Origin of the sequence: Pseudomonas sp. 9.2(2024), from assembly GCF_039695385.1 — a bacterium.
Taxonomy (GTDB): domain Bacteria; phylum Pseudomonadota; class Gammaproteobacteria; order Pseudomonadales; family Pseudomonadaceae; genus Aquipseudomonas; species Aquipseudomonas paraglycinae.
Window position 1 is genome coordinate 1,889,709 of sequence record NZ_CP155585.1, and the last position, 13,397, is coordinate 1,903,105.

Sequence of the window (13,397 nt, forward strand, 5' to 3'; positions counted from 1 at the left end):
ACTATTATCAGTGCGAAGCGGCCTCAGAATTCCGGACGCTCAGCACCACCCTGAAGGGGGCATGACGATGAAAGAGAAAATTCAAAACTGGCTGCACGATTTGGGTGTTGCCCTCGGCTTGATCGAACCGCCTCTGCAACCGGTCCCGATTCGCACCGATGACGAACAGCGTCGGCGTCAGCCACGTCGGCGGTAATGCCCCGCTTTGAAGGATCAAAGGATTTAAACGACAAAAGATCGCACCCGGCTGTCGCTCCATTGGAGTGGCTGGCGGGTGCGATCTTTTGTTTTCAGTGACGCCCGATTTCCATCAGAAACTGGCTCAGGTCATTCGCGGTCTTCGCGGTCTTGAGCATCCGGTCCTCTTCGGCGGTGAAGGCCGTCAGGCCGAATTCATCTTCCAGATGGAAGATCAGATCCTCGATATCCGCTTTTTCCAGCCCCAGCTGCGCGAGGCTGGTGTTGTCGTCGAATTCACGATTTTCCAGCAGGCGCAGGATGAACCGGTGCACGGCAGCACGCACGGCAGCTCTTCTCATGGCAGATCTTTGTGTTGTTAGTCTGACTGAAGTACAGCAGGCCTCAGGCGTGGCGGCGCAACCATTCGTCAATCATCCCGTGCAGATGCTCTGCGGAAAAACTGCCGAAGTGACCGCCATGCACGGTGCGAATCTTCAGAGCCTGTAAGCGGCGCAGGCTGGCGGCGTAGTCGTCGAGGTTGGAATGGTAGGCGTCTTCGATCAACGGCCCGTCGTAAATGATGTCGCCGCTGAACAGGGTCTCAGTGGCCGCTTCGTAGAGGCTGATCCCTCCCGGTGAATGCCCCGGCGTGTGCAGCACCTGCAACGTGCGGTTGCCGAGGTCCAGCACATCGCCGTCCTCGACAAACCCGGTGGCGGGCGCTGCCTTGACCCGGTATTCGGCGTAGCACAGCGGGCAATCCGGGTGCGCTTCGAACATGTCGTCGCCGACGAAGGCCCGGCTCAGATCGTTCTCGCCATCCGGCGCCGCCAGAATGTCCGCTTCGGCCGGATGCACCAGCCGTTCGGCAAATTCGTGGTGCCCGGCGATGTGGTCGAAATGGCAATGACTGGCCACCGCCACTAGCGGCCGTTCGGTCAGCCACGGCAGCTGTTCGCGCAGGCTGACCAGGCCGGAACCGCTGTCGAGCAGCAGATCCTTGTCCCGCCCCTGAATGTGCCAGAGGTTGCAGCGATAGAACGGGCGGATGAACGGCTCGTGAATCAGCCGAATGCCGTCGCTAAGGGTTTGCACTTCGAACCACTGATCGCGAGAAACAATCTTCATCAAGCATTTTCTCCAGACGAAAAAAACGGGTGTGGCAACCGACGCCACACCCGCCGAAGAAAGCATCAAGTCGTTATAGCGAGCTTAGACCGCGCTGGCCACCGGGGCAGGGTGACGGGAAAACAGGCTGACCACCACAAAACTCACCAGACCCACAGCCAGGCTGTAGTAGATCGGCGTGTTGGCATCCAGACCGTCCTTGAACATGAACAGCAGGGCGGTGGCGAAACCCAGGCCCATGCTGGCGATGGCGCCGGCAGTGGTCGCGCGTTTCCAGAAGATCGCACCGATCAGCGGGATCAGCATGCCGCCTACCAACAGGTTGTAAGCGAGGGTCAGAGCGCTGATCACGTCGTTCACAACCAGAGCAATACCCAGCACCACGACACCGGTCAGCAGGGTGAACAGACGGTTCACACCCAGGCTCGACTGTTTGCCGCCACGCAGTTTCGGCAGCAGGTCTTCGGTCAGGGTGGTGGCAGCGGCGAGCAGGCCGGCGCTGGCGGTGGACATCATCGCGGCCAGGGCAGCGGCGATCACCAGACCACGGATGCCGTCCGGCAGCGACAGTTTGACGATCGCGGCAAAGGCGTTGTTGACGTTGTCCAGATCCGGGATCAGCACATGTGCAGCCATGCCGATCAAGGCACAGGCCAGACCGTAGAGGATGCAGTAGATGCCCGCGAAGCTACCGGCGTACTGAGCGACTTTTTCGTTCTTGACGGTAAAGACCCGTTGCCAGATGTCCTGACCGATCAGGATGCCGAAGAAGTAGATCATGAAGTAGGTGATGATCGTGTCCCAGCCGATGGTGGTGAAGCTGAAGGCAGTGGCCGGCAGTTTCAGCACCAGTTCATCCCAGCCGCCGACGCGGTACAGGCAGATTGGCAGGAGGATGAACATCAGGCCGACGGTTTTGATGATGAACTGGACGATGTCGGTCAGGGTCAGCGACCACATGCCGCCGATGGCCGAGTAGATCACCACCACGCCACCGCCGAGCAGTACCGAGATCCAGAACGGCAGGCCGAACAGCACTTGCAGCACGGTGCCGATGGCGAGGATCGAGGTCACGCCGATCATCAGCGCGTAGGCCAGCATGATTGCCGCGCTGGCCGAGCGGGCCATCGGGTTGTAGCGTTTTTCCAGGACCTGGGTAACGGTGTAGATCTTCAGTTTCAGCAGCGGCTTGGCCAGGAACAGGTTCAGCGCCACGATGCCGCAACCCAGTGCCGCGCACAGCCAGAAACCGGAAATGCCGTGCACGTAGCCCAGGCGGACGGTACCGACGGTGGACGCGCCACCGAGAACGGTCGCGGCCATGGTGCCCATGTACAGGCTCGGGCCGAGGTTACGCCCGGCGACCAGGAAGTCCTCGTTGGTCTTGGCCTTGCGCATGCCGAAGTAGCCGAGCAAGAGCATGCCGGCGGCGTAGATGAGGACGACGAATAAATCCAAAGCCATGATGGCGTGTCTCCGATTGTCTTTTTTATGGGGTGGAACACTGTGGGAGAAGGCTGACCCCCACAGGCGATTCGTTTATTCAGGCAGCCTGACGCAGCGCCGCTTCAGCCGGCGCATGCGCGCCTTTGCTGCGGGGATCCTTCGGGCCGTAGACCAGCGCCGGTTCCGGGAACAGGCTCAGCAGCATCAGGTACATCACCGACGCCAGACCGAGGGTCACCAGCAGGCTGATGTCGATGCCGCCGGCCAGTTCACCGAGCGGGCCGACGAACTGCCCCGGCAGGTTGACGAAGCACAGGCCGACCGCCGCGCTCGGGATCCACGCACCCAGACCGCGCCAGTTCCAGCCGTGGCTGAACCAGTAGCGTCCGCCTTGCTCGCCGCGCGTGAACACTTGCAGGTCGTCCGGGCAGTAGAAGCCGCGACGTACCACCAGGCCGATGATCATGATCACCATCCAAGGGGTGGTGCAGGTGATGATCAGCACGGCGAAGGTCGACACGCTCTGCACCAGGTTCGCCGCAAAGCGCCCGATGAAGATGAAGGCAATCGACAGCACACCGATCAGGAGCGTCGCCTTGACCCGCGACAGCAGGCGCGGGAACACGCTGGACATGTCCAGCCCGGTGCCATACAGCGATGTGGTGCCGGTGGACATGCCGCCGATCACCGCAATCAGGCACACCGGCAGGAAGAACCAGCTCGGCGACACCGCGAGCAGACCGCCTACGTAATTGTTGGCCGCGATGTAGTCCGGCGCCTGGATCGCGACGATGGTCGCGGTGGTCAGGCCGAACAGGAACGGGATGAAGGTGGCGATCTGCGAGAGCACCACCGCCGCCATGATCCGCTTGCGCGAGGTCTCACGCGGGATGTAGCGGGCCCAGTCGCCGAGGAACGCGCCGAAGGAAATCGGGTTGCTCATGGCCACCAGCGCGGCGCCGATGAACGCGGCCCAGAAGCCCGGCTGGCCGAGGCTGACGGTGCCGGCGTAGTGCGAATCGAAGGGACCGGCGAAGGCAAAGATGCCCAGCAGGAACAGCAGGCTCGCGCTCCACACCGCGACCTTGTTCACCCACAGCAGGAAGCGGAAGCCGTAGATGCACACGGTCAACACCAGAATCGCGAACAGACCGTAGGCCAGGCCCAGGGTCAGGTCGGTTTCCGGCAGGCCGATCAGGCGTTTCGCACCACCGATCAGCGCATCTCCCGAACTCCACACCGAGAGCGAGAAGAAGGCGATGGCGGTCAGCAGCGACAGGAACGAACCGACGATCCGCCCGTGCACGCCGAAGTGCGCACCGGACGACACGGCATTGTTGGTGCCGTTGAGCGGACCGAACAGGCCCATCGGTGCGAGGATCAGCGAGCCAAGCAGCACGCCCGAGACAATCGCCCAGACGCCCGCCTGGAAGGACAGGCCGAACAGCACCGGGAAACTGCCGAGCACGGCGGTGGCAAAGGTATTCGCGCCGCCAAAGATCATGCGGAACAAGTCCACGGGACCGGCGGTGCGTTCGTTGTCCGGGATCTGTTCGACCCCGTGGGTTTCAATCTGCGTAAGGCTTTGGTCTTTGTTGTTGTTATTCATGATCTGCTCCGATCATAAAGGCGCGCTCATCGTGCGTGAGCGTCACCTGTCTTGGCTAAGGGGATGGCAGCCCTTCCGGCATTGCGGACAAATGTTCGTGGCAGGCCAGCCAATGGCCTTGTTGTTCTAGGCTTGACGCTTGTTTCTTGAAAACAATCGTCTCGCGCTCCTGGCTGAAATGTTGCTCCCCTTGCATGCGCAGCTCGGTGGCCACGTCATGGATGAAAATCGCCACGTCACCCTGCAGGCTGACGAAGGCGTTGCTCGAGGTGCAGGACAACACCTCGAAGCCATCCTCGGCGCGCCAGCTGTCCCACAACGCCTGATAGGCATCGCGCGACAGCAGGGGCTGTTCGAGGGTGTAGAACACGAAGCTGGCATCGGCGCTGAACGCGCCGAAGTAGGCTTCGCGATCGTTGCGGGCGAAGGCGGACACCAGATCGGCGGCCGCTTTCAGAACCTGATCACGTTCGTTCATGACCCGACCCTCAGCGGTGGACGACGCCCGGCAGTACGCAGAGCATTTCGTACAGCAGGTTGGCGGCCAGCAGCGAGGTGTTGCCGGTGGTGTCATAAGCGGGCGAGACTTCTACCAGATCGCAGCCGATCAGGTCGAGGCCCTGGCAGCCGCGAACGATTTCAATCGCCTGAATGGTCGTCAGACCACCGATTTCCGGAGTGCCGGTGCCAGGCGCCCACGCCGGGTCGATGCCGTCGATGTCGAAGCTGAGGTACACCGGGCCGCCACCGACTTTCTCGCGCACTTCGGCCATCAGCGGTTCCAGCGACTTGTGCCAGCACTCTTCGGCCTGCACCACGCGGAAGCCCTGATCGCGGCTCCAGTTGAAGTCGTCAGCGGTGTAACCCTGCGCACGCAGACCAATCTGCACCACGCGGTCGCAGTCCAGAAGGCCTTCTTCGACGGCGCGACGGAAGGTCGTACCGTGGGCGATCTTCTCGCCGAACATGTGATCGTTGACGTCAGCGTGGGCATCAATGTGTACCAGACCGACCTTGCCGTGCTTTTTGTGGATGGCACGCAGGATCGGCAGGGTGATGGTGTGGTCGCCACCCAGGGTCATCGGGATCACGTTGTGCTCGAGGATGTTGTCGTAGGCTTCTTCGATGATGCGCACGGCGTCGAGCAGGTTGAAGGTGTTGATTGCCACGTCACCGATGTCGGCAACCGACAGCGAGTCGAACGGCGCAGCGCCGGTGGCCATGTTGTACGGGCGGATCATTACCGATTCGGTGCGGATGTCGCGCGGCCCGAAGCGGGTGCCGGGGCGCAGCGAAGTACCGATGTCCAGCGGCACACCAACGAAGGCAGCGTCCAGGCCGGCAGCGGTCGGTACATGGGGGAGTCGGAGCATGGTGGCGATGCCGCCGAAGCGCGGCATTTCGTTGCCGCCCAGTGGTTGGTGAAGAATCTTGTCCACGGGTAGGGCCTCATCGTCTTTGTTTTATTTATGTCGGCGCACCGTATTCGCAAGGGGCACGGGCACCGCTGTGGGCCGATTCTGCGAAATGTAGTGGGGCGGAAGAATCGCTACGGGCAAATACTTAGTTCAGAAATTTCTAAACTAATGATGTGGGTGGAGATAGACTTTGTGCGCCTTGGGGTTTGTGATCGGCTGAACATCGCTGCCCTCATCGGAACGCCGCCCGCCCAGCCCTCTCCCGGAGGGAGAGGGGGCCGACGGAGTTGTTTTCCAGAGGGACATCGACCTGAAATATCGAGTCGAGCTCAGGAGAGTCCTGAGGCAGACGCAAGATTTGAAGGCCATGGAGATCGGCTCCCTTTCCCCCTCGCCCCTCTGGGGAGAGGGTTGGGGTGAGGGGTGGATTGACCAGACAACACAGTTCCAAAGCCCGGAGTAGACATGGCCAACGCTTTACCCGACCTGAAACTGTTGCGCATCTTCGTCAGCGTCGTGCGTCATCAGGGGTTTGCCAACGCGCAGCAGGAACTCAACCTGTCGACCTCGGCGATCAGCACCTACATGAGTCAGCTCGAAGCCGCGCTGGGTCTGGTGCTGTGCCATCGCGGGCGCGGCGGTTTCAGCCTGACCAGCAAGGGTGAGCTGTTCCATCAGGAAACCCTGCGTCTGTTGGCCGAACTCGAAGGTTTCGAGCAATACGCAGCAGCGCTCAAGGGCGAATTGCGCGGCACGCTCAACCTCGGGGTGATCGACTCGACGGTCAGCGACAAGGCCCTGCCGTTCGCCGAAGCCATCGGTGCCTACAGCCAGGAACACCCGGCGGTGCATTTGCACTTGTCGGTGATGAGCCCGTATGAACTGCAACTCGGCGTGCAGGACAACCGCCTCGATCTGGCCATCGGTGCATTCTCCACGCGCATGAGCGGTCTGGTGTACATGCCGCTGTACCGCGAGCAGCACTGGTTGTACTGCAGCAACCGTCACCCGCTGTTCAACGAACGGCGGATTCCCGAGCAGGTCATTACCCAGCAACGCATGGTCGGGCGCGGTTACTGGAGCCAGGCTGAACTGGCGCGCCACGGCTTCAAACACAGCGCCGCGACCGTGGAAAGTATGGAAGCGCAGCTGATTCTGGTGCTGTCCGGCGCCTACATCGGTTACCTGCCGGAGCACTACGCCCAGGCTTGGGCCGACAAGGGCGATCTGCGGGTGCTGCTGCCGGCGACCTTCGGTTATCAGGCACCGTTTTCCATGATCATGCGCCGGGGCCGCAGCCGCGAGCCGCTGATCCAGACTTTCCGCGATCTGCTCAAAGCGCAGCTCAATCAGGCATAAGACAATGTCCAGACCCCAATGCCCGCGCTGCCTGCGCCCACAAACCCATTGCCTTTGCCCGCTGATCCCCAGCCTCGACAGCCGCACCCGGGTGTTGCTGTTGCAGCACCCGAGCGAGGTCAATCACGCGCTCAACACGGCTCGGCTGGCGGCGCTCGGTTTGAACAATGCCGAGCTGATTGTCGGTGAAGTGTTCGATGATTTGCCCGCGCTGTTGAACCGGCCGGGGTATCGGGCGCGGTTGTTGTTCCCGGCGGACGATGCGCAACCGATGCAGGCTTACGCCGCGTCCGATGAACCGCTGTTGCTGGTGGTGCCGGATGGCACGTGGCGCAAGGCGCGCAAGATGCTGCACCTCAATCCGCTGCTGGCGGCGTTGCCACGGGTGACTTTGGCGGAGGGTGGGGTGTCGCGGTATCGGCTGCGCAAGGCACCGGGGCCGGGGGCGTTGTCGACGATCGAAGCGATTGTTCAGGCGTTGCAGACGCTGGAAGCGCCGACGTCGTTCGAGCCGTTGCTCAAGCCGTTCGAGGTGTTGATTGAAGGGCAGATTGCGGCGATGGGGGAGGAGACTTTCCTGCGTAATCATTCTGGAAAGTAAGCGGTGTTGATCGTTCCCACGCTCCGCGTGGGAATGCATCCAGTGACGCTCCGCGTCACCGTCGCGAAGGGACGCGGAGCGTCCCGGGCGGCATTCCCACGCAGAGCGTGGGAACGATCAAGGTTCTGCGTGGGAGCGAGAGTGGCTAGCGTTCGCGCATCGCCTCGGTCCGGGCCTTCAGCACCGGTTTGAGCAGGTAATCCAGCACGCTTTTTTCTCCGGTGATGATGTCCACCGTCGCCACCATCCCCGGAATGATCAGCAGCGGTTTCACATCCCCGCCCAAATGGTTTTTGTCGGTTCGCACCTGGATCAGGTAGAAGCTGTTGCCCTTGTCGTCAGTGATGGTGTCGGCGCCGATCAGCTCAAGCTTGGCGCTGAGCCCGCCGTAGATCGTGTAGTCGTAGGCGCTGAACTTGACCATGGCTTTCTGGCCCGGATGCAGAAACGCCACGTCCTGCGGCCGGACCTTGGCTTCGATCAACAGGTTGTCTTCCAGCGGCACGATTTCCACCATGTCGCTGCCCGGCTGCACCACGCCGCCGATGGTGTTGACCTTCATCTGCTTGATAACCCCGCGTACCGGCGAAGTCACGGTGGTGCGGCTGACGCGGTCGTCGATGGCGATGCTCGACGCGGTGATTTTCGACAGGTCGGTGCGTTTCTCGTTGAGCTCCTTGGCCGCTTCGGAGCGGAAGGTCTGTTCCGATTCGTCGATCTTGCTCTTGATCTCGTTGATCGCCGATTCGGCCCGGGGAATGGCGAGCGTCGTGGCATTCAACGAACCGCGAATTTCCACTGCGCTACGACGCAGGCGGAGAATCTCCACGGGCGAAACCGCGCCGGTTTTCACCAGCGGTTCCGACATGTTCATTTCCTGTTGCAGCAGCGCCAGGCTCGAACTGTATTGCCCCTGTTTCGACCGAAATTCCGCCAGCTCCTGTGCCTTCTGCCGCAGCTGTTCGCTGAGGGTGCGTTGCTCGCTGGCCAGCCGGCGTTGCCGTTGTTCGTACAGCGAGCGCTCGTCCTCGGCGACTTGCGGGGCCTTGGCGATCACCTCGTCCGAGAGCTTGAACGGCCGGCCTTCGGCTTCGGCGGACAAGCGTTCGACCTGCGCGGTCAGGGCATAACGATCGGCCTCGCTCTCACCCTTGTTCGACAGAAACCGCGTGTCATCCAGCCGCAGCAAGGTATCGCCCTTGCTGACCATTTGCCCTTCACGCACGAAGATCTCGGTGACGATCCCGCCTTCGAGGTTCTGGATCACCTGAACCTTGCTCGACGGAATCGCCTTGCCTTCGCCCATGGTCACTTCCTGGAGCACCGCGAACTTGGCCCAGACCAGCGCACTGATCAGCAGCGCCGCCGCCAGCCACACGGTGATGCGCGACCAGCTTGGCGAATCCTGCAACGAGGCGCCGGCGGTTTCCGGCATGAATTCGGCTTCGGCGCTTTTACCGAAGCTGTCGAAATAACCGCGGGGTTTTGAAGAGGAAGAAGCAGACATGGGGCAACTCCTAGACCGCTGCCGAGCCGACCCGGCCCTTGCGCAGTGCATCGATGACCGCTTCTTTCGGACCGTCGGCGACGATCCGGCCGTTGTCCAGTACCAGCAACCGGTCCACCAGGCTCAGCATCGAGGTGCGGTGGGTGACCAGCAGCAAGGTTTTGCCCTGTACCCAGCCGTGCAGCTTCTGGCGCAGGACGTCTTCGCTGCTGTTGTCCATGGCGCTGGTGGGTTCGTCGAGCAGCATGATCGGCGGGTCTAGCAGCAGCGCCCGCGCCAGTAACACCGCCTGGCGCTGGCCGCCGGAGAGCAATTGCCCGCGCTCGCCAACCGGCCGGTCGAAGCCTTGCGGGTGCTGCCGTGCAAGCTCGGTAACGCCGGTCAGTTCGGCCACTTCAAGCATCCGCGAATCGCTGATGTAGCGCGCGCCGAGGGTCAGGTTGTCGCGCAGACTGCCGGCCAGCAGCGGCAGGTCATGGGCGACGTAACCGATCTGCTGGCGCAGGTCGGCGACATCCAGCTGCCGCAGGTCGAGGCCGTCGAGCAGCAGCTGGCCTTCTTCCGGTTCGTAGAAGCCCATCACCAGCCGCGCCAGGGTGCTTTTGCCCGAGCCGCTGCGGCCGATGATACCGATCCGCTCGCCGGGTTTGACGCTGAAGCTGACGTTGTTCAGGGCCGGCGCGTTCTGGCCGTTGTAGTGGAAGGTCACGGCGTTGGCGTCCAGCGCGCCTTGCAGTTGCGTGCGCTCCAGTGGCCGTTGTTTGCCGTCGCGCTCCTGAGGCAGGGACATCAGCGCGTCGGTGCTTTTCATGGTCAGTTGCGCTTGCTGGTAGCGGGTGATCAGCCCGGCGATCTGGCCCAGCGGCGCGAGCACGCGGCTGCCGAGCATGTAAGTGGCCACCAGTGCGCCGACGCTGAGGTTGCCGGCGATGATGCTGTAGACCCCGGCCACAATCGTTGCCATCCCTGAAAACTGCTGGATGAACAGCGTGCCATTGGTGGCCAGCGCCGAGAGGTTGCGCGCGTGGCTGTCGAGGCGGGTGAGGGCGCCGTGGGTACTTTCCCATTTGTGCTGGCGCTCGCTTTCGGCGCTGCACGCCTTGAGGGTTTCCAGGCCGCCGAGGGTTTCGATCAGCAACGCCTGACGCTCGGCGCCGAGGCTCAGGCTTTTCTGCACGGTGTCGCGCAGACGGGCCTGAATGATCATCGCGAAGACGATCGTGATTGGAAACGCCAGCAGCGGAATCACCACCAGCCAGCCACCGAGCAGGCCGATCACCACCAGCATCAACACCACGAAAGGCAGGTCGATCAGGCTGGTCAGGGTCACGGCGGTGAGAAATTCGCGCAGGCCCTGAAAGTCGTGAATGCTCTGGGCGAATCCGCCGATGGTCGCCGGCCGGGCCTTCATCGACATGCCGGTGATGCGCTCGAATAAAGTCGCGGAAAGGATCACGTCGGTCTTCTTGCCGGCGGTGTCCAGCAGATGCGCACGTACCACCCGCAGCACCAGTTCGAAACCGGTGCCGATCAACAGCCCGATGGCCAGCACCCACAGGGTCGACGTGGCCTGGTTCGGAACCACACGGTCGTAGGTCTGCATGACAAACAGCGGCACCATCAGGCCCAGCAGGTTGATCAGGAAACTGGCGAGGATCGCGTCGCTGTACAGCCATTTCGACAGCTTCAGGGTGTCGCGAAACCACGCCTGCACCCGTGGCACCAACGGTGAGCGCAAGTCCTCCAGTTCATGCCGGGGCCGGGCGAACAGAGCCTGGCCGCTGTAGTGTTCGGTGAGTTCTTCACGGCTGACCCATTGCTCGCCGCCGTCGGCTTCGCTGGGCAGGATCAGCGCCTTGCCGTCTTCGGCAAAACGTCGCAACACCGCCGTACGCCCGTTGCCCAACAGCAACAGCACCGGCAGGTTCAGCGGTGAAATGTCCTTGAGTTCCCGACGCAACAAGCGCGCCTGCAACCCGGCCCGGGCGGCGGCGCGGGGCAGCAGGTCCAGGCTCAGGCGCTGTTTGTCCAGGGGCAGCCCGGCGCTCAGGCTGGCGCGACTGACCGTCGCGCCATGGAGTTTGCAGAGGATCAACAGACCGTCGAGCAACGGGTCATCGAAGCTCAGCCGCGGATCGATCCCGGTGTTACCGGGTTGCATGCTGGTCATATTGATCGCTCCCCCTGGCACTACTTCAGTTGATCGTTCCCACGCTCCGCGTGGGAATGCCTCTAGGGACGCTCCGCGTCCAGTGACGCGGAGCGTCACGGGCTGCATTCCCACGCGGAGCATGGGAACGATCAGATCACAGCTTTTGGCAGCTCCGGCAGAGTGGTTATTTCAGCTCGGGCAGACGCGCTTCGTTCTTCACCTCGGTCGCGGCAATCGCATCGGCCGGCAGCACCACGCGCTGCTTGCTCAACAACTGGCCCATGTTCGCCAGCACGCGGTACATCGAGTATTCCTCGGTGTAGCGGATTTCGGTGTAGCGACGGTTGGCGTTGTACAGCTCGTTTTCACTGTCGAGCACATCGAGCAGGGTGCGCTGGCCGAGGCCGAACTGATCCTGATACGCGGCGCGTACACGCTTGGTGGTTTCGGCGTATTCGCGGGCGGTCGGGGTTTGTTTCTTGGCGTTGAGCATGGCGTTCCAGGCCAGGTGAATGTTCTCGTTAAGCTGACGCAGGGCGTTGTTGCGGATGTCCATCGCCTGGTTGATCTGGTGCGCGTCGGAGGCCAGTCGCGCCTTGTCGCTGCCGCCACGGAACAGGTTGTAGTTCATCACTACGCCGACCCGCCATTCGTTGTCGTGGCCTTCGTCACCCTGCACGTTGTTGTTGGCGCCGACGGCGGCTTCGGCATCGAAGCGTGGGTAGAACGGCGACTTGGCGACTTCGTACTGACTCTCGGCCGATTGCACGTCGGCCTGGGCAGATTTCAGGTACGGGTTGTTCTCGACCATGCTCTGCTGGGCTTCAGGCAAGGTGGCGGGCAATTCGCCGCGGGTAGAGGCCGGGGTTTCCAGCTCATCGGGCATACGCCCGACCACGCTGTAGAAGTTCGATTCGGCATCCGCCAGATCGACTTCGGCGGTGTCGAGGTTGTTCTGCGCCAGCGCCTTACGGGCGACCGATTGATCGGAGTCGGCGGTGCTGCCCACGCCACGCTCGGTGCGCAGGCCGATCTGATCGTTGACGCGCAAGTGCGCCTGCAGGTTGTTCTTGGCCAGGGTCACCAGTTCACGGCGCTTGAGCACTTCGAGGTAGACCTCGATGGTGCGCAGGGCCAAATCCTGGGCGGTGCCTTGCGCGTAATAGGCGCGCGAGTTGGAAACGCCCTTGGTGCGTTCGACTTCGTTGGCGGTGTTGAAACCGTCGAACAGCATCTGCCGCAGCCGCAGCTCGGACTGGGTGTAGTTGAGGATTTCGGTGTGGTGGTTACCGAAGGCCCGGGTGTTGGTGTTGTCGCTGTAGCCGCGCCCGTAAGCAGCGTTCAGATCCACCGACGGATAGAAGCCGCCCTTGGCGACCTTCACCTGTTCATCAGCTGACAGGCGCGCGTCCACGCGCGAGGCCAGTTCCGGGTGGGTGGCGATGGTGCTCTGGATCGCTTCGGTGAGGTTCATGGCCTGGGCTTGAGAAGTGCAAGCCATGGCCAGCAAAACCGCGCTGCAGAGGGGGGTTAGTACGCGCATGGGTGCATCTCCCTGAGTCCTGATGGTGTTTCGCTGTCGCCAATTTATTGACGATATTTTTAGTAAAAAGCGTTTCATGCCTGTAACAACAGAGCTAAGAACATCCTGAAGCGTAGCTAAGAAAAAATTTTCATAAGGGTTATGCCAAAAAAAACTTATGCGGTTCGCCAAATCCAGCACATTGTTCCACTCGAAAGCCTTTGTTTTATGCGCTTTAGGGAGTGCAGAAAGGCTTGAGGAAAGTTCCACTCACTTTGCGACATACGGCGAAGTACTGCTAAAGGGGAGGGACGCGTAGCGGCTGATGAGCGACAGTTTTTTGTCACTCGGGTGATTCACCACCGTTACGTAGCGCTAGTGGGCGTGCTGCATCGAACAGAGATTCCAAGTGCCTGATGGCGCTGGCGTTTCTGGATTTGCACAACCTGCGAAACGAACTGTCGAGGTGCGAGCG

At 61.8% G+C, this 13,397-nt stretch carries 12 protein-coding genes; 3 read left to right on the forward strand and 9 right to left on the reverse strand.

Features of this window, described 5'->3' with window-relative positions:
* The first annotated feature begins 67 nt into the window (after window positions 1-67).
* A complete protein-coding gene (locus ABFB52_RS08495; RefSeq protein ID WP_003184145.1) occupies window positions 68-196 on the forward strand; it encodes a PA1414 family protein in 129 nt (42 codons plus the stop codon).
* A gap of 94 nt (window positions 197-290) precedes the next feature.
* On the opposite strand, the gene ABFB52_RS08500 is transcribed toward ABFB52_RS08495, so the two are convergent.
* The 6 genes from ABFB52_RS08500 to speB form a co-directional block, all read right to left on the reverse strand.
* Window positions 291-539, reverse strand: coding sequence for a phosphopantetheine-containing protein (locus ABFB52_RS08500; protein WP_102686006.1), 249 nt, complete (start codon window positions 537-539; stop codon window positions 291-293).
* 43 nt (window positions 540-582) lie between these two features.
* Window positions 583-1,308 carry an MBL fold metallo-hydrolase gene (locus ABFB52_RS08505; protein WP_129974069.1) on the reverse strand — a complete coding sequence of 242 codons (726 nt, stop codon included), beginning with the start codon at window positions 1,306-1,308 and terminating at the stop codon, window positions 583-585.
* Window positions 1,309-1,392: 84 nt separating this feature from the next.
* Window positions 1,393-2,772 carry a sodium:solute symporter gene (locus ABFB52_RS08510; protein ID WP_129974070.1) on the reverse strand — a complete coding sequence of 460 codons (1,380 nt, stop codon included), beginning with the start codon at window positions 2,770-2,772 and terminating at the stop codon, window positions 1,393-1,395.
* Between the two features lie 79 nt (window positions 2,773-2,851).
* Window positions 2,852-4,363: a cytosine permease gene (locus ABFB52_RS08515; RefSeq protein ID WP_085747168.1), complete on the reverse strand. Its 1,512-nt coding sequence runs from the start codon at window positions 4,361-4,363 to the stop codon at window positions 2,852-2,854.
* Window positions 4,364-4,418: 55 nt separating this feature from the next.
* Complete coding sequence (locus ABFB52_RS08520) at window positions 4,419-4,841, reverse strand: nuclear transport factor 2 family protein (protein ID WP_011332982.1); 423 nt, start codon at window positions 4,839-4,841, stop codon at window positions 4,419-4,421.
* A gap of 10 nt (window positions 4,842-4,851) precedes the next feature.
* Entirely contained in the window at window positions 4,852-5,802 is a 951-nt protein-coding gene (gene speB, locus ABFB52_RS08525; RefSeq protein ID WP_007956591.1) for an agmatinase, read from the reverse strand.
* 444 nt (window positions 5,803-6,246) lie between these two features.
* On the opposite strand from speB, the gene ABFB52_RS08530 reads away from it, so the two are divergent.
* Window positions 6,247-7,140 carry a LysR family transcriptional regulator gene (locus ABFB52_RS08530; RefSeq protein ID WP_039772530.1) on the forward strand — a complete coding sequence of 298 codons (894 nt, stop codon included), beginning with the start codon at window positions 6,247-6,249 and terminating at the stop codon, window positions 7,138-7,140.
* Between the two features lie 4 nt (window positions 7,141-7,144).
* The gene (locus tag ABFB52_RS08535; RefSeq protein ID WP_129974071.1) at window positions 7,145-7,741 is read left to right on the forward strand and encodes a DTW domain-containing protein; all 597 of its coding nucleotides are present in this window, start codon (window positions 7,145-7,147) and stop codon (window positions 7,739-7,741) included.
* A 145-nt stretch (window positions 7,742-7,886) separates the two neighbouring features.
* Here ABFB52_RS08535 and ABFB52_RS08540 read toward each other — a convergent pair whose 3' ends face one another.
* From ABFB52_RS08540 to ABFB52_RS08550, 3 genes are all read right to left on the reverse strand, one after another.
* Window positions 7,887-9,248, reverse strand: a complete 1,362-nt coding sequence (locus tag ABFB52_RS08540) for an HlyD family type I secretion periplasmic adaptor subunit (protein ID WP_129974072.1) — start codon at window positions 9,246-9,248, stop codon at window positions 7,887-7,889.
* Between the two features lie 10 nt (window positions 9,249-9,258).
* Complete coding sequence (locus tag ABFB52_RS08545) at window positions 9,259-11,418, reverse strand: type I secretion system permease/ATPase (protein ID WP_085747164.1); 2,160 nt, start codon at window positions 11,416-11,418, stop codon at window positions 9,259-9,261.
* Window positions 11,419-11,584: 166 nt separating this feature from the next.
* Window positions 11,585-12,943, reverse strand: a complete 1,359-nt coding sequence (locus ABFB52_RS08550) for a TolC family outer membrane protein (protein ID WP_064383226.1) — start codon at window positions 12,941-12,943, stop codon at window positions 11,585-11,587.
* Between the last annotated feature and the right edge of the window lie 454 nt (window positions 12,944-13,397).